General features: G+C 53.4%; 20 protein-coding genes. 9 read left to right on the plus strand and 11 right to left on the minus strand.

The window, feature by feature from the left end; translation table 11 throughout:
• Positions 1-366 precede the first annotated feature (366 nt).
• On the plus strand, positions 367-1,776 hold the full coding sequence (locus AC2FNE_RS07755; RefSeq protein WP_496805091.1) for a leishmanolysin-related zinc metalloendopeptidase: 1,410 nt from the start codon (positions 367-369) through the stop codon (positions 1,774-1,776).
• Positions 1,777-2,259: 483 nt separating this feature from the next.
• Here AC2FNE_RS07755 and AC2FNE_RS07760 read toward each other — a convergent pair whose 3' ends face one another.
• The 4 genes from AC2FNE_RS07760 to AC2FNE_RS07775 form a co-directional block, all read right to left on the minus strand.
• Entirely contained in the window at positions 2,260-3,867 is a 1,608-nt protein-coding gene (locus tag AC2FNE_RS07760) for an N-acyl-D-amino-acid deacylase family protein (RefSeq protein WP_496805092.1), read from the minus strand.
• 10 nt (positions 3,868-3,877) lie between these two features.
• Positions 3,878-5,167 (minus strand): TRAP transporter large permease, encoded by a 1,290-nt coding sequence (locus AC2FNE_RS07765; protein WP_170610657.1) that lies wholly within the window; start codon positions 5,165-5,167, stop codon positions 3,878-3,880.
• Complete coding sequence (locus tag AC2FNE_RS07770; protein WP_170610655.1) at positions 5,164-5,703, minus strand: TRAP transporter small permease; 540 nt, start codon at positions 5,701-5,703, stop codon at positions 5,164-5,166. Before AC2FNE_RS07770 ends, AC2FNE_RS07765 begins: the two co-directional genes overlap by 4 nt.
• Before the next feature lie 78 nt (positions 5,704-5,781).
• On the minus strand, positions 5,782-6,780 hold the full coding sequence (locus AC2FNE_RS07775) for a TRAP transporter substrate-binding protein (protein ID WP_496805093.1): 999 nt from the start codon (positions 6,778-6,780) through the stop codon (positions 5,782-5,784).
• Between the two features lie 156 nt (positions 6,781-6,936).
• Here AC2FNE_RS07775 and AC2FNE_RS07780 point away from each other — a divergent pair, with 156 nt between their 5' ends.
• Together AC2FNE_RS07780 and AC2FNE_RS07785 are read left to right on the plus strand one after the other, a co-directional pair.
• Entirely contained in the window at positions 6,937-8,562 is a 1,626-nt protein-coding gene (locus tag AC2FNE_RS07780) for an amidohydrolase (protein WP_496805094.1), read from the plus strand.
• Positions 8,559-9,461 (plus strand): CobW family GTP-binding protein, encoded by a 903-nt coding sequence (locus tag AC2FNE_RS07785; protein ID WP_170610647.1) that lies wholly within the window; start codon positions 8,559-8,561, stop codon positions 9,459-9,461. The genes AC2FNE_RS07780 and AC2FNE_RS07785 overlap by 4 nt, the downstream gene beginning before the upstream one ends.
• Before the next feature lie 350 nt (positions 9,462-9,811).
• Here AC2FNE_RS07785 and AC2FNE_RS07790 read toward each other — a convergent pair whose 3' ends face one another.
• Positions 9,812-10,618 (minus strand): methyltransferase domain-containing protein, encoded by an 807-nt coding sequence (locus AC2FNE_RS07790; RefSeq protein ID WP_170610644.1) that lies wholly within the window; start codon positions 10,616-10,618, stop codon positions 9,812-9,814.
• 302 nt (positions 10,619-10,920) lie between these two features.
• The gene (locus tag AC2FNE_RS07795) at positions 10,921-11,823 is read right to left on the minus strand and encodes a LysR family transcriptional regulator (RefSeq protein WP_496805095.1); all 903 of its coding nucleotides are present in this window, start codon (positions 11,821-11,823) and stop codon (positions 10,921-10,923) included.
• Between the two features lie 87 nt (positions 11,824-11,910).
• On the opposite strand from AC2FNE_RS07795, the gene AC2FNE_RS07800 reads away from it, so the two are divergent.
• A complete protein-coding gene (locus AC2FNE_RS07800; RefSeq protein WP_496805096.1) occupies positions 11,911-12,123 on the plus strand; it encodes a hypothetical protein in 213 nt (70 codons plus the stop codon).
• 374 nt (positions 12,124-12,497) lie between these two features.
• Here the strand turns inward: AC2FNE_RS07800 and AC2FNE_RS07805 are convergent, their stop codons facing one another.
• Positions 12,498-14,261, minus strand: a complete 1,764-nt coding sequence (locus tag AC2FNE_RS07805) for an adenylate/guanylate cyclase domain-containing protein (protein ID WP_496805097.1) — start codon at positions 14,259-14,261, stop codon at positions 12,498-12,500.
• A gap of 258 nt (positions 14,262-14,519) precedes the next feature.
• Here AC2FNE_RS07805 and AC2FNE_RS07810 point away from each other — a divergent pair, with 258 nt between their 5' ends.
• Positions 14,520-15,650, plus strand: coding sequence for a phosphotransferase (locus AC2FNE_RS07810; RefSeq protein ID WP_496805098.1), 1,131 nt, complete (start codon positions 14,520-14,522; stop codon positions 15,648-15,650).
• Positions 15,651-16,196: 546 nt separating this feature from the next.
• Here the strand turns inward: AC2FNE_RS07810 and AC2FNE_RS07815 are convergent.
• The gene (locus AC2FNE_RS07815; protein WP_496805099.1) at positions 16,197-16,991 is read right to left on the minus strand and encodes a DUF2652 domain-containing protein; all 795 of its coding nucleotides are present in this window, start codon (positions 16,989-16,991) and stop codon (positions 16,197-16,199) included.
• 398 nt (positions 16,992-17,389) lie between these two features.
• Here AC2FNE_RS07815 and AC2FNE_RS07820 point away from each other — a divergent pair, with 398 nt between their 5' ends.
• Positions 17,390-18,787 (plus strand): phenylacetate--CoA ligase family protein, encoded by a 1,398-nt coding sequence (locus AC2FNE_RS07820; RefSeq protein ID WP_496805100.1) that lies wholly within the window; start codon positions 17,390-17,392, stop codon positions 18,785-18,787.
• A 307-nt stretch (positions 18,788-19,094) separates the two neighbouring features.
• On the opposite strand, the gene AC2FNE_RS07825 is transcribed toward AC2FNE_RS07820, so the two are convergent.
• From AC2FNE_RS07825 to AC2FNE_RS07835, 3 genes are read right to left on the minus strand one after another with little or no spacing between them, the layout of a single operon-like run.
• Entirely contained in the window at positions 19,095-20,648 is a 1,554-nt protein-coding gene (locus AC2FNE_RS07825) for a phytoene desaturase family protein (RefSeq protein WP_496773934.1), read from the minus strand.
• A complete protein-coding gene (locus AC2FNE_RS07830) occupies positions 20,635-21,030 on the minus strand; it encodes a nuclear transport factor 2 family protein (RefSeq protein ID WP_496805101.1) in 396 nt (131 codons plus the stop codon). The genes AC2FNE_RS07825 and AC2FNE_RS07830 overlap by 14 nt, the downstream gene beginning before the upstream one ends.
• Positions 21,027-21,950 carry an N-acyl homoserine lactonase family protein gene (locus tag AC2FNE_RS07835; RefSeq protein ID WP_496773938.1) on the minus strand — a complete coding sequence of 308 codons (924 nt, stop codon included), beginning with the start codon at positions 21,948-21,950 and terminating at the stop codon, positions 21,027-21,029. The genes AC2FNE_RS07830 and AC2FNE_RS07835 overlap by 4 nt, the downstream gene beginning before the upstream one ends.
• Positions 21,951-22,465: 515 nt before the next feature.
• On the opposite strand from AC2FNE_RS07835, the gene AC2FNE_RS07840 reads away from it, so the two are divergent.
• Genes AC2FNE_RS07840 through AC2FNE_RS07850 form a run of 3 tightly spaced genes read left to right on the plus strand, consistent with a single transcriptional unit; the run spans position 22,466 to position 24,767 of the window.
• Positions 22,466-22,729 (plus strand): DUF3489 domain-containing protein, encoded by a 264-nt coding sequence (locus AC2FNE_RS07840; RefSeq protein ID WP_496805102.1) that lies wholly within the window; start codon positions 22,466-22,468, stop codon positions 22,727-22,729.
• On the plus strand, positions 22,726-23,139 hold the full coding sequence (locus AC2FNE_RS07845; protein ID WP_496805103.1) for a DUF2924 domain-containing protein: 414 nt from the start codon (positions 22,726-22,728) through the stop codon (positions 23,137-23,139). Before AC2FNE_RS07840 ends, AC2FNE_RS07845 begins: the two co-directional genes overlap by 4 nt.
• A complete protein-coding gene (locus AC2FNE_RS07850) occupies positions 23,139-24,767 on the plus strand; it encodes a recombinase family protein (RefSeq protein WP_496805104.1) in 1,629 nt (542 codons plus the stop codon). Before AC2FNE_RS07845 ends, AC2FNE_RS07850 begins: the two co-directional genes overlap by 1 nt.
• Positions 24,768-24,810 lie beyond the last annotated feature (43 nt).

Raw genomic sequence — 24,810 nt, forward strand, 5'->3', positions numbered from 1 at the left:
ATCAGGGCCAGCGGTCAGACGCACCGCGCAAACAGGCCGGACACAAGACCGCTTCTGACCACACACCCCTCACAAAAATGTCTTGCTTTGCAGGAGCCATCCACACAGGACAAAGCTGTGATTGGCTTTGCGCATCGCCAGTGAACCATTGTCAATGGACAATTTTGATTCGAATGATCCGCGAGCGCGCCCAATACTGTTGCCTCATTTTCGTCACATATTCAGAAAAATTGGAGACAAACGGCTATTCATGAAATCACTGTCAACAGAACCAAGACAAGTATCACCTTTCGCTTAATGGGTTGCCGCTTAACTGCCTAAATTTCGGGTTACACTATTTCATTCCCCCGGCGGAGGACTATTGAAATGCGATACATCCCAAAACTGCCTGATGTATTTGGCGAAGAAATAGACATTCTGGAATCTCTGTTTGGCGAGCTGCCACCGACGGGCAGCACACCGATGGTAGACCCAGCAGAAATTCTGGCATCCCTGTTTGACGAGCTTAGCGAGCAGTCACCGACAGATAACACACCGATGGCCGACCCAACAGAAATTTTCGATGCAGTCAGCTATAAAGCGCAGGGAATGCAGGGCTTGACCGTTGACCTTCTGACCGGTGCGTCAACGCGCGGCGTAAATTTCCGATCGGCAGCAGGCGAGACGGAGCTCGCGAACGCGATCCTGATGCCCGGTGGATACGACCATGATCACGACAGTGAAGAGCATCACCAAGATGAAGATCTGTACGGAGCCTGGAGCGGTGGAGAAATAGCGACGGCGGCGACGCCCGGTTTCGAATACAGCAACGTTGGTCCTCCTGCGGGTAAAGGCCCGAACAGGGGCGGCGGTGACAATACTGGAGGCGACAGCACCTCAAACACCCTGTACGCGACCTATACCAGCGGTCAGCAGGACACTGGTGAATTCGATTACTTCAATATTAACATTCAGTTCTACGGCGAGTGGTCTTCTGTCTATATGGACGCTTTCGCGGCCGCTGCGGATTTCCTGAGCTCCGTCATAGTGAGCGGACTGCGCGATGACACAGAATCCTTCAATACGTTCAGCACGGATTTGTTTACTGTAGACGATGTTCTGATCGAAGCGCGCCTACCTGCAATTGACCAAGAGGGCGGTATACTTGGCCGGGCTGGTGCCTACTCTGTACGCGAAGGTGGCACAGAAGACGAATACACGACCGTTGTTGGTGTTATGGAGTTCGATAGCGCCGATGCAGCCTCGCTGCTTTCAGATGGCACATGGGACGATACGATTCTGCACGAAATGATCCATGTGTTGGGCTTCGGTTCGCTATGGGACAATTTCTATCCGGACCTCGTTACGGTAACGGAGACAGTGAACTGGATTGCTGGGGAAGAAACCAGAAATCCGCGTGACGACATTGTGGAAGTCACTTCGACCGCTGTTTACAACGGTGCCGCAGGAACGGCCGAGTACCTTGCTGAAAAAGATGCGGCAATGCCGGACCAGCTCATTGTCGAAACTGACGGCGGCAGTGGTACGGCGTTGGCCCATTGGGATGAATTTGAATACGATGGCGAGTTGATGACTGGATATCTGAACTCCAACGCCAGCGACATGTATCTTTCGGATTGGTCGCTGATGGCGCTTGAGGATATCGGATATGACGTGACCGATGCTTTCGAAGGTGCCAGCAGTCAAAATGCACTAGCAGATGGTGTCGATCTGGAATCTGCCGATCCGCTTCTAGCATTTTATGATGCGGACGGAGGTGTACTCAGTTTTGCGTAACCGGAAACGTGGAAGCATTGAGCTTTCTGATCTGATACAAACAAAGACCGCAGGTTCGCTCATGCGGTCTTTGTCTATGGCTGTTTCGTAGAAAGAACGCCAGTTTAACTGAAATAGAACGACGGCTCCGGGCTCGACTCGGTCATCTGAGCGATTTGGTCAGATGTCCCCTAATGGACGGATAGCAGACCCAACGTTGCAAAACGCCAACCTCTGCCTTGCGGACAAAACGGACCTTAATCTTTTAGGGGCCCACAAGTTTAACCAACCGAGAAGGCTTTTCTTGGTGGTGCCTGCGTCAACATTCCTGCAATCTACAAGAGTCTCTGCGTTCAAAGCATGCATTTATTGATTTGAAGCGAAATGCATTCGTCGACCGAAACAAGAATAGATACGCGCGTGTAGGTCCAATTGAACGTCAAAACGACCAAAGTTCGGTGGTGCTCCAAACAGCGCATCCGACAGCGAGTCTTTCTGAATTTCTTAGTTTACAAAATCCCTCAACACGCGGCCTGCATTAACTTGAGTGCGAGAACCATTGTGCATCGCGAGTGCGCCGTTGACTAGAACGTGAGCAATTCCTGTCGCATAGCGTCTTGGGTTTTTTGCAGTTGCATTGCTCGCGATGTTGGCCTGATCAAAAACACAGATGTCGGCTTGATAGCCTGGAATCAATCGGCCACGGTTTTTTAAGCCCAATCGGTCAGCGGGGATCGAAGTCAATTTCGCTATGCCTTCGGCAAGGGTCAACACCTGTCGATCCCGCACAAAGTACTGAAAGAACCGCGCCGCCCAACCATACCCCGACAACGAGCCGACGTGGTCCTTCAATATGCCTTCGTTTGCAATGGCCACCGTGTCGGAGATGACAGCGCATTCCGGTTGGTCGAGACAGAGTTCTAAATCCGAGTTTCGGAACGACTTGGACGACCACATGCAAGCCATTAAGTTCTCGCCTTCTTCAAGCAAGATATCGAGTACAGCGTCGTAGGGGTGACAATTGCGCATTCGTCCTATCTCAGCAAAATCGGCGCCCACGATGTCTTTGTTCACAGTCGCGTTCAACAACACGATATCTGACCACTTTTCCGCCTTCACAATCAACCACATGGGTTGCGGGTTGGCTTTTATCTTCTCGCGACACTCCGGGTCAGCCAAACGTTGCAGAACATCGTCAAGCCTTCCGGCCTGCGCCCATTTTGGAAGGATGGCGGCCATCAACGTATGGTTCCAGTCGTGCGGGATGACGTCGAATGCAATGTCGCAATCATGGTTGCGTGCCACATCAATCATCTCAAGCGTGTGTTCCATCGCGTAATCTGGCGCACCAAACTTGGGCTGGATATGGCTGATCTGTAGCTTGGCTCCTGCTTGGCGGGCGGTTGCGATGGCTTCGGCAAAACCCAGGTCGTAGTGAGTGTCGCGGTTGCGAACGTGTGTTGCATAAAGGCGTTTGTGTTTTGCCGCGATCTCGCACATCGGCACTAGGTGTTCCGGTGCGGCGAGACTGCCTGGAAAATACTCCAGCCCGGATGAAAACCCACCCGCGCCCTCGTCCATGCAACGGTCGACCAACCTTGCCATTTCTGCCACTTCGTTTGCTTCTCCCGGGTGCAACTCATCCCCCAAGACGGCACGATGAATCGTACCATGACCCACAAACGCCATTACGTTGACACCGAGTTCCGTACGATCCAGCACTTCCAGATAGTCCCCAAATCCCAACCACGTGTCGTGCTTGGCATCGGCGGTGTACCAAGGTGCCACTCTCCGAATATCGCCCGCGGAGTTTACTGGTGCACAACTGATCCCACATTGCCCGATCACCTCTGTTGTAACGCCTTGATGAACTTGGCTTTCTGCGCGCCCGTCCGCGATGAGAGTGAAATCTGAATGCGTATGCATGTCGATAAAGCCAGGCGCAACTACAAGACCTGAAACATCTATAACGTTAGCTGCGTTGTTAACGTTCAATTCGCCGTTGGCTTCGATTGCGACAATCACTTCGCCTTTGATGCCCACATCCCCGCAAACACCATCTGTTCCCGATCCATCAAATACAAAGCCGCCTCTAAGAACTAGATCGTACATTCGGTCTCTCCTACTTTGCCTCCCCGTAGAGCCAATTGGGCAAAAAAGTGGTTAAATCTGGGAAAAAGATCAGTATCACCATTCCGATGACGTAGGCCAAAATAAATGGCAAAACGGCAACGGAAATTCGCTCGATCGAGATTCCAGAGATTCGCGCGGCCACAGTCAAGTTTGCCCCCAACGGCGGCGTCAAGAAGCCGATTTCGCAAGTAATGACTGTGAAAATCCCAAACATCACTGGATCGACACCCAGGGAAACGACCAATGGTAAAAACACAGCGGTGAACAGAACGATCTGGGCTAGTGATTCCATGAACGTTCCAATGAAAATGTAAAAGATGCCGATCAGCAAAAGCACGAGAAATTTGTTCTCGGTAATCGATGTGATACCGTCTTGCACCGCGGTGGGCACGTCATAAAACGCAGTCAATTGTCCGAAAGCTAGCGTCGGCGTCAACAGGATTAGAATGCCGGTCAGCAGTGCCGTAAATCGGAGGGCTTCTATTACTTTTTTGAAAGTCAGTTCACGATAAATGAATAGACCAACGAAAAGTGAATAAAAAACCGCGACTCCGGCCGCTTCAGTCGGTGTGAACGCGCCGCCGTAGATACCACCGAGTATAAGAACCGGGGCGCCGATCGACCACTTTCCGTCCCAAGCGGCATGCAAGAATGGACCCCAGGAAAACGGATCTCCGTCCCCGCCATAACCGCGCTGGCGCGATATAATGTAGGTCGCGATCATCAGCAGAACTGTCACCATAACGCCCGGAATCAGTCCGGCCAAAAACAGGCGAGGGATCGAAGTCTCGGAAACAAGGCCATAGATAATCAAGAGATTGGAGGGAGGGATCAGGCTACCCAACGCTCCGGCGCTTGCGGTGATTGCTGCAGCAAATGGAACATCGTAGCCTTCACGACGCATCGCCGGCACGGTAACCGAACCGATGGCAGCTGTTGTTGCTGGCCCCGACCCTGAAAGGGCCGCAAAAAGCATGCAAGCAAACACAGTCACCAGTCCCATAGAGCCGCGGTAGGCACCTACAAGGTTAGTAGCGATGGCGATCATCCGGTTGGCCATACCCCCTACTTCCATTAACCTTCCAGCGAGCACAAAAAGCGGGATCGTCAGCAGCGGAAAAGGCGTGAGGCTGCCGTAACCGGTTTGAGCCATCAGCGTATACGGAATGTCGATAAGGAAAAGCGCAAGGGCGGTTGTCAGACCAACTGATACGAATAGGGGCACACCCATGATCGTTAGAACTACGAATGCAACCGCGAGGATCATCAGTGGGCTCATAACTGATGCTCCTGATCCTTGGTGGTTTCTTCCCACTCTTCTTCAAGCATTCCAGGGAGGCCGTTTCCTCCCTCTCGCCACCAGGAAATGTATGTCTGGATCAGCCTAATCAGCATCAAGCCATAACCGATGATTAGGATGGTTTGTGGATAAAACTGGTTGATGCCAAGCGACGGGCTGGTTTCAGGAAAACGCCAAAAAACATAGAGGTAATCCCAGCTAATGCGGACCATGAAAATGCAAAAAAAAGCCCAGAGTAAGTCGGCGAGGAAAATGATCACTCGGCCGATACGTTCGGGCATTGCTTTCACGCCTACAACGATGCGTATATGGAAACGTTCGCGCACGCACAGTGAAGCACCCATGTAAACCGCCCAAACCATGCAAATAGCGGCAGTTTCTTCGGTCCAGTGCAACGCAACTTCGAAGGCGTAACGGGCGATCACCTGAGAAAAAACGGCGACGGCAATCACCGACAGGCAAACACAACAGATTACTTCCTCAAAATGACGTTCTAGCCATTTGAGCGCTGGCATACTCGCCTCCCCGTTTAGTCATTGTTGTCGAAAAAAGGGGCGCCTCGACGCCCCATTTCGTGTTTTGCGGTGCGGCGGTCAGTTTGCGGCAGCCTGAATCGCTTGGACTAACGCGACGAAGTCATCGCCGCGCTTAGCTGCGAAGTCCGCCTGGACCTGTTTTGCTGCTTCGACAAAATCGGCCTTGTCCGGATCGGTGCGCGCCATTCCGCCTTCCGAAACTAGCCACTGACGAACTTCTTCGGTCTCAGCGGCAAATTGGCGGGACAGCTCGTCGCTGGCCGCCTGTGCTGCTTCATAGACCCAGTTCCGCTGTTCGTCCGACAGCTTGCTCATAAAGTTTTCCGAGGCAAAGAGAGGTGCGAAGGCTACGAAATGTTCAAGGATCACCAGATGGGGTTCGAACTCGTAGAATTTCATGTCGCGGATAAAGGTTGTGCCGTTATCACCACCGTCAACGGTACCGGTCTGCAGTGCCGTCGGTGTTTCCGACCACGCAAGCGGAACGGGGTTCGCACCGAAAGCTTCGAATGTGGCTATCATAACCTCGTTCTTAGGAACGCGAACTTTTAGACCCGCCATATCGGCCATCGAATTTACCGGACGCACAGAGTTATAAAAATCGCGATACAGCGCTGGCCCGAATGCCAGCATGTGAACGCTGGTTGCTGCCTGAAGCTGATCCTTCATCATCTGGCCAACCTCACCTTTGAGAACGTTTTCGAGATGATCGCGGTCCTGGAAGATGTAAGGCAGAACGGTGACATCCATCAAAGGCCAGTGTGGCGAGACGTTATTCGCCGTAATGAAAAATCCATCAACTGTGCCCAGTTGCATAGCCTTGAACGCTTCATCTTCGCTGGAAATCTGGTTACAGCACCGCAGTTTGACCTCCATTGTGCCACTGGAACGCTCTGCTAGCTCTTCTTGAAACAGCTTCCCGAAACGACCATAAATAGACTCCTCTGGCGCCCCAAATCCCACATTCATCGTCACATCGGCCGCCGCCGCGGGCAGCGCCAATAGGCTAACAAACAACGCCCCAGCGGTCGCTTTCATCACAGATCTTCTGATCATTTGAACCTCCCATTTTAGATGCAATCGGCTTTTCTACTCGTATGCATCGGGTACAGCCGACCATGCCGTGACTACTCGCGTCAAGCGATTTGGTTTAGTTGCACGTAGACGAAATGCGAAATTACAGCCAATCTGATCTGAGCGAGGTTGTTAAAAATGAAGGATATAAAGGTAATCAAAGCGCGCAAAATCCGAACAATGGATAGCGGTCGACCTGACGCCACCCATGTCGCTGTTAGTGACGGTCGAATACTAGCGGTGGGAGACGCGGATTGTGCCACTCAATGGGGCAGTTTCACTGTTGACTCAAGCCTCTCGGACGTGGTTCTCGTGCCGGGTTTCGTCGAGGGACATGCGCATCTAATGGCCGGCTCTATATGGGACCATACCTATGTCGGTTATCATGACCGAACAGATCCTAATGGCGTACTATGGCCCGGTATTTCCTCAACTGAGAAGATGATTTCGCGCCTAAAAGCGGCAGCAATTGCAGCGCCGGAAAATGAACCAGTGTTCGGATGGGGATTTGATCCAATTTTCATCGCGTCCGAACGTTTAAGCCGTGCCCATCTGGATCAGGTTTCGCTGGATCGGCCAGTAGCCGTAATGTTTTCAAACTTTCATCTGCTATGTGCAAACTCAGTTGCATTGCAATTGGCTGGCTACGATGAGCGTACCCTTGCCGAAGGAGTCGTTAAAGGAGACGATGGTTTGCCTTCGGGCGAGCTGCAGGAAATGGCGGCGATGTTTCCTGTCTTGCGCCGAATGAACATTGATTTTCGAAGCCTGTCTCAAAGCGAGCAGGCAATGCGAAGTTACGGGAAAATTTCTGTTCGTGCAGGCGTCACGACGATTACTGACCTATTGTCTATGATGGAAGGAGACGATCTTAAGCAAATGCTCAGCATTACGGGTCAAGACGATTATCCGGTTCGCGTTGTACCCGCGATTGCAGCCAACGGAACACCCGAACAAGTCGCGGAAAAGGCGCTGGATTTAAAGACAAAGTCTACGGACAAACTACGTTTAGGTTCGGTTAAGTTAATGACTGATGGGTCAATACAGGGCTGGACGGCTCGCGTGCGCTGGCCCGGCTACATCGGTGGAAAGCCAAACGGTTTGTGGAATGCAGCACCGGACGAGATCTTTGCAATGACGGCTGAACTGCAGTCCCGCGGCATCCAAATGCATATTCATGTCAACGGAGATGAGGCGGCGGAGGTTTCGCTTGATGCTCTCGAAGCGGCGGCGAGGAAAAACCCATGGCCAGGCGCGCGCCACGTGCTTCAACATTGTCAAATGATGGACCGAGCGCTTTACCATCGCGCGGCCGAACTTGGTGTTGCATGCAACATCTTCGCGAACCACCTCTGGTATTTCGGAGACCAACATGTGGCCCTGACCATTGGCGCCGATAGGGCAAATCGCATGGACGCAGTTCGGACAGCGCTCGATGAAGGAGTTTGCTGCGCAATTCACTCTGATGCGCCAGTCACACCCTTGGGGCCGCTTTTCACAGCGTGGTGCGCCGTGAATAGGCAAACAATGTCAGGAAACGTATTGGGCGAGGCCGAGCGCATTTCAGTGTACGAGGCGCTGGAACTAATCACACTGGGCGCAGCGCGTACGTTGAAATTGGACAGCGAGATCGGAAGCATCTCTCCAGGTAAACGTGCGGATTTTGCAATACTTGAAGATGACCCACTAACAGTTGAAAAGACGCGGCTTAAGGACCTGTCCATATTGGGCACTGTCTTTGGCGGGAAGGTTAACCTGATATGAAACCCCTTCCTCTTTCGGTCATCGGTGGATACTTAGGCGCTGGAAAAACTACCTTAATCAATCGGCTTCTAGCTGCGGACCATGGGTTGCGGTTAACAGTTTTAGTTAACGATTTTGGAGCGATCAACATCGATGCCAGGCTGTTGAAATCGGGCAGTGCGGATACCATCGAACTAACGAATGGCTGTGTCTGCTGCACGTTATCGGGCGATCTGTATTATGCGGTTGGCGATATCCTAAATAGAAAGGACAGGCCAGATCACCTTTTGATCGAAGCCAGCGGAATATCGGACCCAGCAAAAATTGCTAATGTGGCATTAGCCGAAATGGACCTGCGATACAGCGGTGTTCTGACAGTTATTGATGGGTTGAACTTCCCACAGTGTTTTGCCGATCACAGAATTTCTTCGCAAGTCGCTGCGCAGGTAAAATGTGCAGACATCCGGGCGATCAGTAAAACAAAGGAACCGAGTACAGAACTGACAAAAGCGCTGGAAAATGCGGGCGTGACCCATTGGCTCGACGCCGACGACATTGATGCTATCCAGCATGCTCTTTTCGAACCCTCTTTGCAGAGAGTTTTGGAACCGTCCATACAGCTTTCGCACCCAAGTTACGCGACTTGGTCATCCAAGAACTTGGCAGCAATATCGGAAACCGATCTAAGATCGCTGATGTCTCTGGTGCCTAAAGGTACCTTGCGATTGAAAGCTATTTTGCCAGATGTTTCGGGCGGATGTCTTGAGGCGCATGTGGTTGGTTCGATTCAGGAGATTCACAATCGGTCCGACTCCCAAGCTCCCGGAATCATCGCAATTGGGATGAAGAACGAATTGAGACCGGGCGAATTGGAGGACTGGTGGAATTCAGGAATGCCTGCGTTGCGCGGTGAAATATAGGTTTTCCGCTAGGTTTCTAAATGATTGAAATTTTTTCCTGCAAATTCAATCTTCTGCGACTGCGAGCACCCGTGCGAGCCTTCTTTCTCGCAACTCAGACCACCCATGTTTAGCTTAATTGATTATGCGCTGCACCTTTATACATTAGACGCAATCAAACGTCCGGATTGGGCTCAGAACAGTCGTTCGCTGCGTTTTGCACGAATAAGCGCATACAATTACGGTTGCAGTTGAAACCGAACAAAACCATCTAATCTTCATCTGGTCTATGAAAGGGACTTTAGGACCTCGTCGGTGAAAGCCTTCTCCGCGGGGGGCTTTGACCGACTAAGCAAACAACATCGATTGTCCTAACCAGGCTTCGATGCAATGAGGCTTAAAAACGACATGAAGCCGAAAAAATGGCCCTGTCCGATCCTGGCCGCCGCCTCAGCTTTTAAGGCGTCGGCAGTTTCCTGGGTCATAAGCCCACCACCAGCCATAACGTCCGCGCCTCTTGCAACAACAGTGCGGAAGTACGGTGCATCCCCTTCTGCAAGGTAAGCGTGTCCTTCTACCTTTCCGATCTCAAATCCGGCGTCAGAAACCAAAGGTGTAAAACGCCGAGTCAGCCACAGGTCGTGGACATGTTCGCGTATGAACCATTGCACGACCGCATCAAGCGGATCGTTATCGAATAGAGCTACCGAGGAAGTATCGTAGTCGCCGTCGAAAATCGCCAGTGTTCCACCTGGTTTGAGTATGCGGAAAGCCTCTTCAACAGCCTTCTCGGGTCCAGGTACATGGCAGAGTACTGTATGCAGAACAACAAGATCGAAGCTTTCATCTGGCAAACCGGTGTTACGCGCGTCGCCCTGCCGAAATTCCAACCCTTGGACATCTTTGTGCAGCTCGCGTGCCCGGGTTACCATTACCGGTGAGAAATCGAGGCCGAGTACGTCTCCGCAGTCAAATACCTCAATCAGATCGCGGGCGAGATGGCCAGTTCCTGACCCTAAGTCGACTGCTTTTGCACCCTTCGAAATATCCGTATCGCCGAGATAGCGGTGCCGCATACGGATCTGCGCGGGCTCCGTGGACCTGGCTTCCATAGCTGCGGCAATTGCCAATTGAACGTCATCGTTAGCCTGATCAATTGTTGAGTAAGGGTCGGCCATAGCATTGCCTCCATTTTCAAATGTGAAAATCTTGGTTAATGAATTACCGATAGGCAAGCCCTAGCATTTTGGTCTGCTTCGGGCTCGAAGCGGTCGTTCGCCGCTACTTGCTCGTGTGACTGCTTTGCGGACGAAGCCGCCGTTAGCCGCACCGCAGCACCTTTGGCCTGCATGAACGACCGCTTCGCGGACCAAGCGGACTTGAGCGTCACGTGCCAGACCTAACAAAGCCCAGCGATTTATCGACGACGTTCTTCAGAGTTTTGCCGTGCGTAAAGCGATCAAAGTTTTCAAAAAATTGCCTAGCTATCTCGCAAATGTGCGCTGTATCGCGGCGCAAAATATGCTGTGAACGCCTTTACCTCAGGTCGACGATAGGCGGACGGATTCACCAATAGCCAAACGGTTGATCCTAAATCTGCAGGCAACTCGATACAGTGTACGAGTGAATCGTCGCTTTTCATGAAACGTGTTGGGAGAGTTCCAATGCCGGCCCCCATTTGAACTGCTGTTTCCATCGACTTGATGTCTTGGCAGGTCATCGCAATCTGATCTGAATCGATGCGTTCAAACAACCAATCATTCAATGAAACAAGTCTCTGGTTTCCACCAAAAACTAAAAATTTGTGCCCACCCATTTCTGTTTCTGAACGCGGTAGATCAGATTTGGCTGCGTAGGACTTTGACGCAAACAAAGAATGCGTAATGGTGGCTAATTTTCGGCAAATCAACGATGGCTCGTCGATTTCCTTGGTTGCCCACCTAATTGCGATGTCGACTTCTCCTGCCGATATGTCGAGGGCCGCGTCACTCGGGATCAATTCGAAGCTCGCACTCCTGTAGCTTTCGACAAAGCCTTCGAGCATTGCGGAAAGGCGCGGATTAAATGCGTCGGTCACTGCCGTTATTCGAATGGTGCGAGATTGGGAAGACACCAGCCGAGCGGCGGTCGCATCCAATGCTTTCGCCGCGTCCTCAACCGCTTCGGCGTTTGAAACCAGCGCGAGAGCGTCCTTGGTCGGGTGAAAACCCTGCGTGCTGCGTTCAAACAAAACCAGGCCCAGTGTGTGCTCCAATACCTCTATCCGTCTTGCGACGGTTGGCTGCGCCATCCCTAAAGTCTTGGAGGCCGCCAGTGTAGAGCCCGTTCTCAGCACGGCAAGGAAAACGCGCACGTCTGAAAGGTTAGCAAAAACGCTCTTCATTTTTGTAGAACAACACAACATTACCGCGGATACCAGCGCAATCCTCCAAACCTTAGGCTTACCCCAACGCAACGAGAGGACAGACCGATGACACTTACGTTCCCGATTTTTGGCATTTCAGGTCTGCTAGGAGTGTTTCGAACGAATGTGGTGAAACCCGCCACTAAGAGCACCCCAGAACATGAATTGGCCTATGAAGAACGCGCTTTTCTGCGAGAGCTGATCGCACGAAACCCAGAAGCCCTTGAAAACGATCAGGCGGTCATGGCGATGATGACCCAATACCCAAGAAGCTTTTGAGCAACAACTATCGACGGCGGGAGAGTTAGTTATCGCCGACGGCAGATTTTCAAATAACCAACTGTAGGCGTGCAAAGCTTCCGCCGGAAGCTGGATGTGGCTGAACTGAAGAACAGATACGATGCCACCAGTGTCTTCTTGAATGTTAGGTATTCATTTTGAAAATTTGGATAGAAACCAAATAGGCTGCTGAGGCCCAAATTACACATCTATTGTTACTCTAAGGAATGGTCGCGATGTTATTAGCGAGACGTTGCAAAGTCCGCTTTCTGCGCATTGCTGTAATTGGGGCATCGCGCAGCATTGGTCAAAGTGGCCTCGGTGCAGACGTTCGGCAGAATTCAGCGAATGTCTGCTACGCGGACATAGCTGCATTAGTCGCTAGGCAATCCTAATTCGACAAGTGTCTCAAGCGCATCGAGATCGTTCTCATACCATTCCGGCCAGCTTGGCTGAAGAAAGGCGTCCCTGTAATTGTCTTTTGTCAGTTCCGGACGTCGCTGCAGCGCTGCCGAAAGATGCTTTTTCGCACGATCTGTGAATCCCATTCGCACACAACCCACCGCGCAGATCATAAATACGAACCAAGGCGCATTTGTGTACCTGCACGCCGCTTCCATGTCTGCAATATAGGCGTCATCAGGGACCAAGCCGTTTTCGACCCAGCGCCCCAAGGCGGAAAAGAAATGGTACATTGTGGCGCGCGGATCCTTGGGGTTCAGCTTGAGGCATTCCTGCGCGCTTCTGAGCATCAGGTCCCCATCTGTGGCGGGATCGAACAAGCTTACCATGCACATCGCATAGTGGCACTGAACATTGTTTGGATTAAGCGCAAGGGCGCGGTTCACCGAGACCGATCCATCGCGCGGCTCTCCCGCCATTGCCAGCAAGACACCCAGTACGAGATGCGCCACTTCCTGTCGGTCGTCCAAATCCAATCCGCGTTTCACGCTGTCAATCGCGTTCTTGAGTTCCGACGCGGGATCCTTGCTCCACCCTGATCCAAGGCGCACCCACCCATTGCGCGCCAACATCACATGCGGATCGGCAAAGGTAGTGTCGCTCTCAATTGCTTTCCGGAAAAAGGTGTCGGCGGTGTCTATCGCCTCGGGCGTGAATTTCACTTGTTCGGAAATCCCTCTTTGGCACATTTCCCATGCTGTGAGGCTCTCAGAGGGTTTCTTACGCGCCAACGTTCGTTCATGGGCGCCCAATTCAGGTTCGACAGCCGTGACGATGGCAGCGGTCAACTCGTCCTGAACAGCAAAGAGATCATCTAGAGTGCGGTCCCATTTATCGGCCCAGACATGGGATCCGGTTTCCGCCTCGATTAACTGGGCGGTCAAGCGCACCCGGTTGCCCCCACGCCGTACGGAGCCTTCGACGACATAGCGCACGCCCAATTCGCGCGCGACCTGCCTGATATCGGTCGCGGTGCCCTTGTAAACAAAGGTCGAGTTCCGGGCGATGACAAATAGATTTCGGAACCGGCTGAGTTCGGTAATCACGTCTTCGACGATTCCGTCGGCGAAAAACTCCTGTTCGGGATCCGAAGACATGTTGTCGAATGGTAGAACGGCAATCGAGGGGCGCTCGGTTTTTTCTTCTTGCACTGGCGCATTAACGCCGTTGATCTCGACCCGCCAAACCTCGACCGGTTCGGGGATGTTCTTGACCATTTGCTGGCCAAGTTCGGTCATGGGGGCATCAATCTTACCACGAAGCTGGTCATGGACGCTGCGCGAGATGCAAATCCCGCCCGGCGGCGCGAGGCTCTCCAACCGTGCCGCCACGTTGACGCCGTCGCCGAGGATGTCATCGCCGTCTTCGACAACGTCGCCGACATTTATGCCGACGCGAAAGCGCAGGCGCTGGTCCGCGGGGCCGGTTTCACGCGCCACCATCTGTTCCTGGACTGAAATCACCGATCGCATGGCTTCGACCGGCGAGGGGTATTCGACCAAGATGCCATCGCCCATCGTCTTGATGATCCGCCCGTTGGCTTCGGCCACCGCCGGGTTAATCACATCGCTCCGTGTTGCGCGCAAACGCCGGATAACGCCTTCTTCATCGATAGCCATCAGACGAGAGTATTCCGCCAAATCGGCGGCAACGATGGTGGTAAGTCGACGTTGCATAAGAAACTGTCGCAGTCGGATACGCCTAATTCAACAGTTAAAATGTTGAACCCTACGCAATCATAGGATTGGCCAATTCTAAACCAATACTGCTTTGGGCTCGAAGCGGACGTTGGCCCAAAATCGCGAATGACCTTTACGCCGACTAAGCCGCCGATAAAGTCAACTTCGCAAACTTCCGCTTCGGCTCCTAGTCACTGAAACGTGTTGGCCGCTTCAGATAGCCTAAAACGGTGGGGAGTGTGCTAGAGTGCAGCAATGATGAACAACGACATCCCGCTACTGAATGCTGTACGATGTTCCATGGGCGACCCGAAGGCGCAGGTTCTTAGTTGGAACCGACGTGCCCTAGCTGAAGGCTTTGCCGACGCGATGGCCGGAGGCGAGGGGCTCATTCTCCATAGTGGAACGCTCGCGACAAATGGGGTCGAGCGGGCGTATCAACTCGTTGAAAAGGTTTGCCGGGTTATGCCGCCCGGGCGTGAACCGGGGTCGTGGCTCTACTGGAAGCGCGAAGCGCAGGCATATGCCTCAGGACTACTTGATGGCCCTTTTTCCGGCATCCGGGCACCTGACTGCTATGGCGTCACTTATACGCGTGAGCCCTCTGCGCGTGTTTTTGTAGAAGCTGTAACAGACGAGCAGCCTGAATGGTCGGCTGATACCCATGTTCACGCGGCGCGCGCCTTAGGTTCGTTCTCCGCAAGCGTTGCGGGCACGCCGGACACTGAACGCCATAATTGGATGGCAGTAGGACGGGCCCACAGTTGGACAGAAATTGCCGCAGACATATTGAACGATCCAGTTACTCTGAAAGATGATGTTGTTCTCAGACGCTGGCTCGCCGGGCCAAATCTTGCTAGAACTAGGGACCTTTGGAATAACATTGATCTCCTTCAGGCGGCACTGTCGGACCTTCCCAAATGTTTTTGCCACCACGATGCTTTCAACCGCAATCTGTTATTTTGTGAAACAGATGAGGGAGAATCAGAAATTGTCGCCATCGACTGGGCATTCGCTGGCTATGGTGTTGTTGGAGAGGACCTTGCCGCCGCTGTTGGAGCATCGTTGATGTTTCTGGATACTAAATCGGAATGCGCGAGCGACCTGACTGAGCGCATGTTTTCCAGCTATCTGTGTGGGTTGCGTGATGAGAATTGGGCCGACGTATCGGCGGATGTTCGTCTTGGTTTCTGCGCAACCATAGCGATGATGTTTGCATTGGGCGCCATTGGCCCATGGTTGCCGCTTTTACGTGACCCCGAGCTTGAGCCAGTTGTGAAGGGCATCACCGGAGCCGATCCTGACCAGTTCATCGAAAATCTTTCCAAAATTCAGGAACACTTCCTAGACCTCGGCGAAGAAGCAGTCGCGCTAACTGGCGGCTGAAAACTTAGCGCGGTGCCAAAATGATATGCGTCGCATTAGCTCAACGCATAAAGGACATGCCTATGGTGTACTGTGAAAACGAAGTCGTTCGGACAACGCGCAGCATCGGTCATTTGGGCTCGCAGCCGCCGTTCGCTGCAGCTTGCATGAACGTCTACTTTCGGCAGATCCAGCCGTTGGCCAGTCTTCTTTCCAGCGACCGGCTTGCGGACGAAGCCGACCCTGAAAATTAAAAGATTAAGCCCCTTCGAGTTGTGGGCATTTTGTAGTTATTTTGACTGACTGAGTTGCTTGTCCATCTCAGGAAATGACGCCGCCCAGAAATCCGCCAAAAACGCTGAAGCCTCTTGTTCGGAGATTTCCGAACGAGTTCCGCCGGTATCCGTTGCCACTCCCATCGTGTAACGCAGGTTAGTTCCACCTTCTGTTTCCGTCAGGTGGTACGTCTCAGGTAGACTTATACCCGGACGAGCAGGGTCCTGAATACGCGTTGAAAAATAGTCAAACGGTTCCCAATCTGTAACTCGGTAAAAAAAGTCCGCTAGTTCATGAGCGCAATGATAGTCGGACCCTGGGTCTATTCGGGTTATCGACTGTTACAGTCTTGATCCGGTCCATCCAATTTTGCTTGTGCTCGGGAGCAACGAGAGCCTCCCAAACTACTGCAATGGGGGCATTAAAATGGTATCGGAACGTCCACACACCATCTTCTTCGTTGAGGAAATAGCGATCGCGACTAGCCCGTAACTTTTCCCATGATTTCGCCAAATCATAGACCTTCATATCGACTTCGCCGAAATGTTCAAAATCCTGCGAAAAAGGCTCCATAACATCGCCGACGTCCATGGCATTTGCGGCCGCATCGCTGAACAAGGCATAGCTGCGAATACCAGTACAATGGGTTACATCAGTCTTGGTCATCCTGTGGACAAGAATAACATCGGCCCCGGATATGTCTTTGGTCGGACCCAACTGCAATTCATCGAATTGACCGTGATGAACGATTATTTTGAGATCCAGATTGCCGACATTGGCGCAAGCACGGCATGGGCATGTCGTGTTGGCGATTATGTCCTGTCGCCTGAGCGCAAATGCGTTGTAGAGATTTTCGCAGATAGTGAGAAACGTCTCTCCTGATGGGAAATCCTGTCTTGTCGAATAGGCCAAAACGGCGTCGCCTTCAGTTTTCCAAAAGTGCAGTGGGTCTCCAACTTGCTCAAGCAATGCTCCCAGCAGAGATTGCAAGATGGGATTGGCATGATCCATTTCCGAAGATGTCAGGAATTGTGTGTAGCCGGTGACATCTGCAATCAGCAAATAACCTGTGTGTGTTGTTGTCATCGGCTCCCCCTGATTGAGAAAAAGATACAGTGCGCTCATTTTAGTTGGAATTTTTACTCAAACAACAACCATGCCCGCATTGGACTCAACGCGGTCATCTGAGTCTTTCAGACAGATGACAGCTTAGGAACGGATAGCGGTCATTGTTGGTGGTCATTCCGAGAAATTTCGCCTGAAGGTCTGCATTTACCAGCACCAGACATTCGTTGAAATCTTCTGAACGGCAGAATTGCGGACGGAGCTGCCGTTTGGTGTTGGTGACCTCATGTCCGCTTTCGCGGTATCTCAGGTGACTTTGATCCTGCGCGGCTGTCAGATTTGACATTGGTCAATGCAGCCCAGCTCTTTGCTATAGTTAAAAATTAACGACTTTTCCGACGCGGGATACAAAACGAGAAATGCCAGAAAACATGCATCTTAGTCTTCATAAAGCATTAGGGTATTTGATTGGTGGACTCTGGACAGGTTGGGGCGGACGTACGCGAATAGAAGCCAAGCAACTCCGCAACCTGCGGCGCCTCGTGGATAAGGCGCGTGGTGACTCACCTCTGTTTCGCCGACTATACGCAGAGCTGCCACCAACCGCCGAGATCGAACTTCACGACTTACCGGTGACCCATAAGCCCGAACTCATGGCGGAGTTCGACGACTGGCTGACAATCCGCTCTCTTCCACTTGACAAGGCCCGCGAACATCTGCGGGACCTGCGCAAGGTTGGTGTGCCTATCGACGATGTCGCCGTTTTTCAGACCTCCGGGACTTCGGGCGAACCTGCCGTCATCGTCTTGTCTGAATCATTCGTGGAATATGCCTATGGCATCATGCTCGCACGCTTCGAACGATATCATCGGAAGCTCGTGCGAGACGTCCGAAAACTTGGCGACAGGGTGACGATTACAGGAGGGAACGGCCATTTTGCCGGAAACGGTTTCAACAAACTAGTGCAACGTTTGAACCCCCGGCTTGCCAAGGGCTTTGGTGTCACCTTTGTCGAGGCTGAACAGCCAATTGGTCAGCTTGTCAAAAGACTGAATGCGATTGGGAACATCGCTTGGATCGTGACGTACCCCAGCATGCTGGCCATTCTAGTCCAGGAAAAAGTGGCCAGGCGGCTGCGGATCGAACCGGCGTTCATTACCACAGGAGGCGAGACACTCACCGACGATCTCCGCGAACGAGTCGGGCGAGCCTTTCCGTCGCTGAAATACGGCATTGCCGATCCCTATGGGTGCACCGAGTGCTTGGCGCTTTCGTTCGAGTGTAGCCACGGGAGGAAACACGTGAATGAAGATTGGGTTATCCTCGAAGCGGTCGACGAAGCAATGCAACCCGTTCCCGACGGAACGTTGTCTGCGACCGCTCTGCTGACCGTGCTCGCTAACGACGTTCAGCCCTTCATCCGCTATGATTTGGGTGACTGTATTCGGTTTGACCAGGATGCTTGCCCCTGTGGATCGCCGTTTCGTAGTTTGCAGGTCGAGGGACGCCAAGCGACGTTGGTTCGCGTAGGCGAGGTGACCCTGTCGCCACTGATTTTCGATTTTGAGCACGACCAAGCTCAGCGCATCCAGTTGATCCAGACTGGCGAATTCGATTTCGAGCTGCGCGTGCAACTGGCAACGGGTGCGGCGGAGGGGCTTGTTCTTGAGGAAGTCATCGGGTCGGTGAAGAAAGTATTCCGCGACAACGGCCTAGATGACGTCACAGTTCGAGCAAGTAAAGGATCTCCCGAATTCACCGCAAGCGGCAAATTCCACGAAGTTGTGCCTTTGCGAAACTCTAGGTCACCTTCATGAGATAAACCGGCAGTCGCCAGTAAATCTCTGAGAAAGTGTGTTCTTGGCTTTCCTCTTCCAACTACGCGGGGTTCTTCCCTTCGTCAAAGCCGACATTCGCCGCGACGCAAAAGACAAGTAAATTGGGCTCGGAGCGGTCGTTCGCTACGCAGCGCATCAATGGCCGTTGTGCGAACCGAGCAATCCTTCAAGCGCCGAACTCGAACGGCTGTTTTGTGGCCAAGGAACAAACGCATTTCACCTAGAGGTAGTGCTGTTCAGGAACACTCTTGGTTGTGTAGTCAGACATCCTTGTGCCTTTCCATTCTCATTTCTGGAAGTGTTTGAAGACCCTTGGGTCAACGCTGGCGGCGGCGAGCAACCCACCCCAGAGTGCCCCTGGGATACCGGGACTTGCGACATCCTGTCCTGCCAGAAAAAGACCTTGGATAGGCGTTTTCGCCCGCAACCCATCGCACATGACCCGCTCGGGCGTCACGTCCAGACCGTAAAACGACCCTTTGCGGTGCCCAGTGAAGCTGACGGTCGACAGCGGCGTTGCTAGTTCTTGGTAAACGATCATTTTAGCCAAATCGGGAAACTGGGCTTTGAAATGCGCCACCAAAGTGTCTTCAGCGCGCTTCTTGAAGGCTTCATAATCATCGCCTCGCGCACCGGCTGGACGGTCTGCCCATTCCTCAACAGTGGACCAATCCGCCCAGAAGATGGCTTGGCCCACGTGCGTCTGGCGTGGTCCCGGATCATGCGCGGTGTTCTTGAGCGAGCCAAAGGACACAGCCATGTGGGGCGGCGGCCCGTCAGGCGCATCCGTCCAGACAACATCGGTTTCCCCTGTTGGGTAAAACCAGTGGTTTGCCCGCGTGGCACCGGCAGCCTCTATGTCTCCTTCGAAGCCAAAGAAGAGATTGAAATGAGCAATGCTGGAAGGCAACGCGCGAATTTCTTCGATCCAGTCTTCATGGCCGCAGTTCTCGGGCAAGAGGCTGTCGATGGTCTCACGCGCGCCGATATCCGAAATTACGACCTTTGCGCGAAACTCCGTGCCGTCATCTGTCCGCACCCCGACCACAGTGTCGCCGTCAAAAAGCAACTCTGTGACGGTGACACCTCCGCGTGCTTCGCCGCCGCGCTTGGTGATGGTTGGAAGAATGTGTTCGGCGTAAGCCTTGGCCCCACCCACGGGATACCATGCCCCGCTGGGCAGGTATGCACCTGCAATCAGGGCATGCATGGCAAAGCTCGCTTTGCTGGGGCGTCCGCCGTGGTCTCCCCATTGGGCTGACATGACGGCCGCTAGCTCCTTGTTGTCGGTCAGGTCATCGATGACCTCTTGCGTCGTACGAGCAATCCACTTCGAGATTGTCGCCCTGTTCCACCAATCGAGCATATCTCCTGCGAGCCCCGGCATCGCACGGGTCGGAAAAATCTTGTACATCGCATCGTGGCCGGCTCTCATGGCGTGGGTCCACGCCTCAATGGCATCGGTTGCGTCGGGGTAACGGTCCTTGAGATCCATTTCCTGGGCTTCATAGGGACGCGAGAGGGACAAAGGTTCGGCCGACCCGATGTGCATTGTATCGTAGATCGACCCCAATGGGGCAAATTCGATGGGGGTGTCGGACAGCCAGTCAAGAAGAGCCCGGGCACGATCACCGGGTGACATTTCACTCAGGTAATGAACGCCCACATCCCATGTGAATCCATTTCGGGAAAAGCTATGTGTGAGCCCGCCGAGCGTCCAGTGCTTCTCCAGCATCAAGACCTTGTGACCGACCTGGCTTAGGGCCGCGGCTGCTGCCATGCCCCCCATTCCCGAGCCTATGACGATGGCGTCCCAAACAGTGTTCTCAATTTCCGACATGTCGTATCTCCGTTGGTTGACCCGGAACGATGTCCCAGACCTCTTGAATGCGCCCTGCGACAACGCGCCAGACAACAACGACGTCCACTGTGATGATCTGAGCTTCGAGGGTCAGCGTGTTGCGAGACTGGACGACGACCAGTTCAGGCCCCACGGGCGTGGCCGAAACGGGCTCTAACTGGCAAGTCCCTTGGGATTTCTCTGCGAACTTGGCAAAAAAGGTGCTTATGCCTGCCGGTCCCACGTAGTCGCCGTTCAAGTCCGGGAGATTGGGGTTGGAGTAGTGCCAGAGGGCAACCTCGGCGAAGAGATGCGCAGAGGCCGCCATGTTGGTAGTATCAAGCTGCTGTAAAACAGCCAATTCTGGGTGATCTGCAGTCATGACACTGAACCGTCCGGTTCGCGTGCGGAACCTGTCGCGTGGTCAATGAACTTTGACGCGCCAAAATCATGCGAGGGAACGATCGCAAGATTGGGCAGGCGCTCTTGCAGCTTCCGAACCTTGGCAAAGGACGCAAGCAGCGTTGGGCCGTCGCCAACACCAGGGACCACGTTCTTCGCCATCAAGGCCGCGTCGTAGGTGAGGTCAGCAACAAGCAGGATCGGATCCCAACCCTCCTGCCGGATCAACATCGACATCGAGCCCCTTGTATGACCGGGCGTCGGGATCAAAATCATGGAGCCGTCACCGGCAACGTCATGGATGCCTTCGAAGCCCTCAAAGAGCGGGTCGTCCGTGGGCACAAACGAAATCTGCTGCCACTTTGCGGACGGGATTTCGATATGCTCGCGCAGGATCCAATCCTGCTCTGGGTGTGGCTCCGACAGGATCGACCATTCCTCCGCGCTCACCAGCAAGTCAGCCTGCGGGATGTGACGAATTCCGCCGACGTGGTCAAAATGCAGATGCGAGATGACCGCGGTCTTAATCTCCTCGGGCGCGACGTCGGATTTATGGAGGACGCGATCGATCCGGTCCTCCGCAGTAAGGTGCAGCCGAAAGATGCGCGGCAGCAAGAAGCGCCCTATAGCCTGTTTGATGTAGCCTTGGTCAAGTTGGACAGCAGGGTCGATGCCCGTGTCGAAAAGGACCAGCCCATCACGATGGGTAATCAGAAAAGCCTGTAACGGAAGGTCGACCCAACGCCGTCCAAAGAACACCCACCAGAGTTTGGGGAGGGGACTACCGTTCCGGTGCTCCCAATGCTGTTCAGCGCGCCCGCAATCAAGAACCTGCACAGATCGAATGAGTGGGTCAGCGTTCTGATACGCACGTTCTTTATCCGCTTGTGTGGTTTCCATAGCTTGCTCCCTTCATTGGATCGCTCGGACACATCTCGATGTGTTCGCAAGCTAAATGAGTGTGGAGATCTGATATCAGGGACGACTTTGGCACATTTAGGGATTGGCAGAATTGATCTCTCTCAAAACTCACGCAAATCCATTACGTCATTGCCACGCTTGGCTAACGAGCATTCTGTCACCTCGTGGTCGGCTTCGCGATGCCGGGATCGTCAAATCTGTGTTTTTCCGAAGAGAGAGACTAAGAAGCCAACATTGGTGCGATACGCAACAAAAAGCCGATATGGGCTCGATGCAGTCATCTGAGTTTTTCTGTCAGATGACCGCTTGTGGTCGGAAAGCGGACACGGAAGCCATAACCACTGATCTAATAAATTCGGGCTTTCCCCCTTAAATGGACTGGACTTCATAGCGGTTCAGAGCGGTACTGTCTGTGTCGCATTCGCCCGGTGTCGCCGGGCTCCACTCAGTACGGGGCGAGGGATGTACCTTTGCCCGCAGAGTGGAGAAACACGATGATTACACCAAATGCAGCAACTCATAGTTCAGAGAGAACCACAAAGGTTACCAACAAACTGACCCGCCACCAGCAGTTGCGAAAAATGCTGACGCGGAAATCCGGCGTCACAATCGCGCAGCTTCAAAAGACCTTTGGCTGGCAACCGCATACGGCACGCGCAGCGATATCCGCGCAGCGCAAAGCTGGATGCGTTGTGGACAGAATGGAGACCGACAAGGGATCGGTTTACCGCATTATCGAAATGCAGAGCACCCAATGAAAGCGCAGCAAAACGAAAAGCTATCGATCCTGATATCGGAGATCGAAGCCTTGGATCGCGCTTCGTGTCTCCAGTGCTGGCGAGATTCCTTCGGACGCTCGCCACCGAAGAACCTCTCACCTCAATTCATGAAGCGGGTGCTGATCTGGGAGACGCAAAACAGGGCGCTGGGCGGCGTGTCTGTTAAGACCACCCGGCGCCTGAAACAGATTGCGGCTGGGAAAGCATCGCCCACGACCGCAAAGCCCGGTTCTCACCTTGTCCGGGAATGGAACGGACGGACCTATCAGGTCGAAGTGATAGATGGCGGATACGTCATGGATGGCAAAACCTGGCGGTCCCTGTCAGCCATTGCAAAACACATCACCGGAGCACATTGGTCGGGCCCGCGCTTCTTCGGGGTGCAGTAATGCGACGGATCCGCTGCGCCATCTATAGCCGCAAGAGCTCGGAAGAGGGGCTTGAACAAGACTTCAACTCTCTGGATGCACAACGAGAGGCCTGTGAAGCCTACATTGCAAGCCAGAAGCATGAAGGGTGGGAACTGTTACCCGAGCGGTATGACGACGGCGGGATCTCCGGCGGACATCTCGACCGCCCCGCCTTGCAGCGGTTGATGCAAGCCGTGGATGACAAGCGCGTCGATCAGATCGTGGTCTACAAGATCGACCGGTTGACCCGCTCACTGGCAGACTTTGCCAAACTGGTGGAACGGTTGGATGAGGCTGAAGCATCCTTTGTGTCGGTAACGCAAAGCTTCAACACAGCCACCAGCATGGGGCGGCTCACACTGAATGTGCTGCTCAGCTTTGCCCAGTTTGAGCGGGAAGTGACAGCGGAACGCATCCGCGACAAGATTGCGGCCTCGAAGCGCAAGGGTCTTTGGATGGGTGGCAATGTCCCGCTCGGTTATCAGGCAGATGGCCGGACGCTGAAGATCGAGCCGGAGGAAGCGGCGACTGTTAAAGCCCTTTATGATCTCTATCTTGAGCATGGGCTCATCCGGGTTGTGAAAGAGTACGCAGATCTTATGGATCTCAGATCGCGACGGCGTGTTCGTGGGGAAGGGCGGGTGTCTGGCGGTATCCGTTTTAATCGCGGGCACATCCACCACATTCTGAGCAACCCGATTTATGCAGGACGGATCCGTCACAAGGGCCAGGTCTATGACGGTCTACACCCAGCCATCGTCGCGCCTGAGGTCTGGGATGAGGTTCAGCAGATGCTGCAAGACGGTGCGGCTAAAACCCGAGGCACCAAACGCAAAACCGAGCGATCACTGCTTGCCGGCAAGCTATTCGATGAAACCGGCGATCGGCTCACACCCAGCCACAGCAGGAAGAATGGAAAGCGATTGCGGTACTACATCTCGCACCGGCTGGTGAAAGATCGCAGCCAAAAGCATCCGGATGCCTGGCGGTTGCCTGCAGAAGAACTTGAGACGCTAATCACAGATCTCATCAGAAAGGACCTGAGCCGTCCTGATTTTGTTGCAGCCCTCATGCCGGATGTATCTGCTGCAGAGATCCCTGGCATCGCCACGAAATTGCAAGCCGTCCTAAGTGCAAAACAGTGCCTTGCTCTTGTCGCGCGTGTCGATCTCAAGCCGGGGCAGCTCAATGTTCGTCTTAGCTCGGATGAAATCGCCGCGCTTGTTGGGTGTGAACGCAATCGGATCGACCCAACATCATTGCTTTCTGTAGCTCCGTTCCGGATGCGCCGGCGCGGTGTTGAGTTGAAGCTGCACTTAGGAGATTCACCGACGGAGGTGGATCGCACGCTGGTCCAGAACATCCTCAAAGCGCAACGATGGATGGCTATGATCCTGAATGGAAAAACCTTTACGGAAATCGCAGAGGCGGAAGGCACATCCAAGCGCCGTGTCCAGGACGTGGTTGATCTGGCGATGCTTGCACCAGACATCCTCGACGCCATTGCATCAGGAGAACAGCCGGATGGCCTGAGGTCTGATTATCTCATTAAGTCAGGTGTGCCGGCTTCATGGGCTGAGCAAAGCGAACAGTTCGCAAAGCTCTGAGCGAAGCCAACTAACAATCTATCAAACTCGTACCGCCGAAATG

It is taken from the genome of Ruegeria sp. YKSD179, assembly GCF_059612885.1.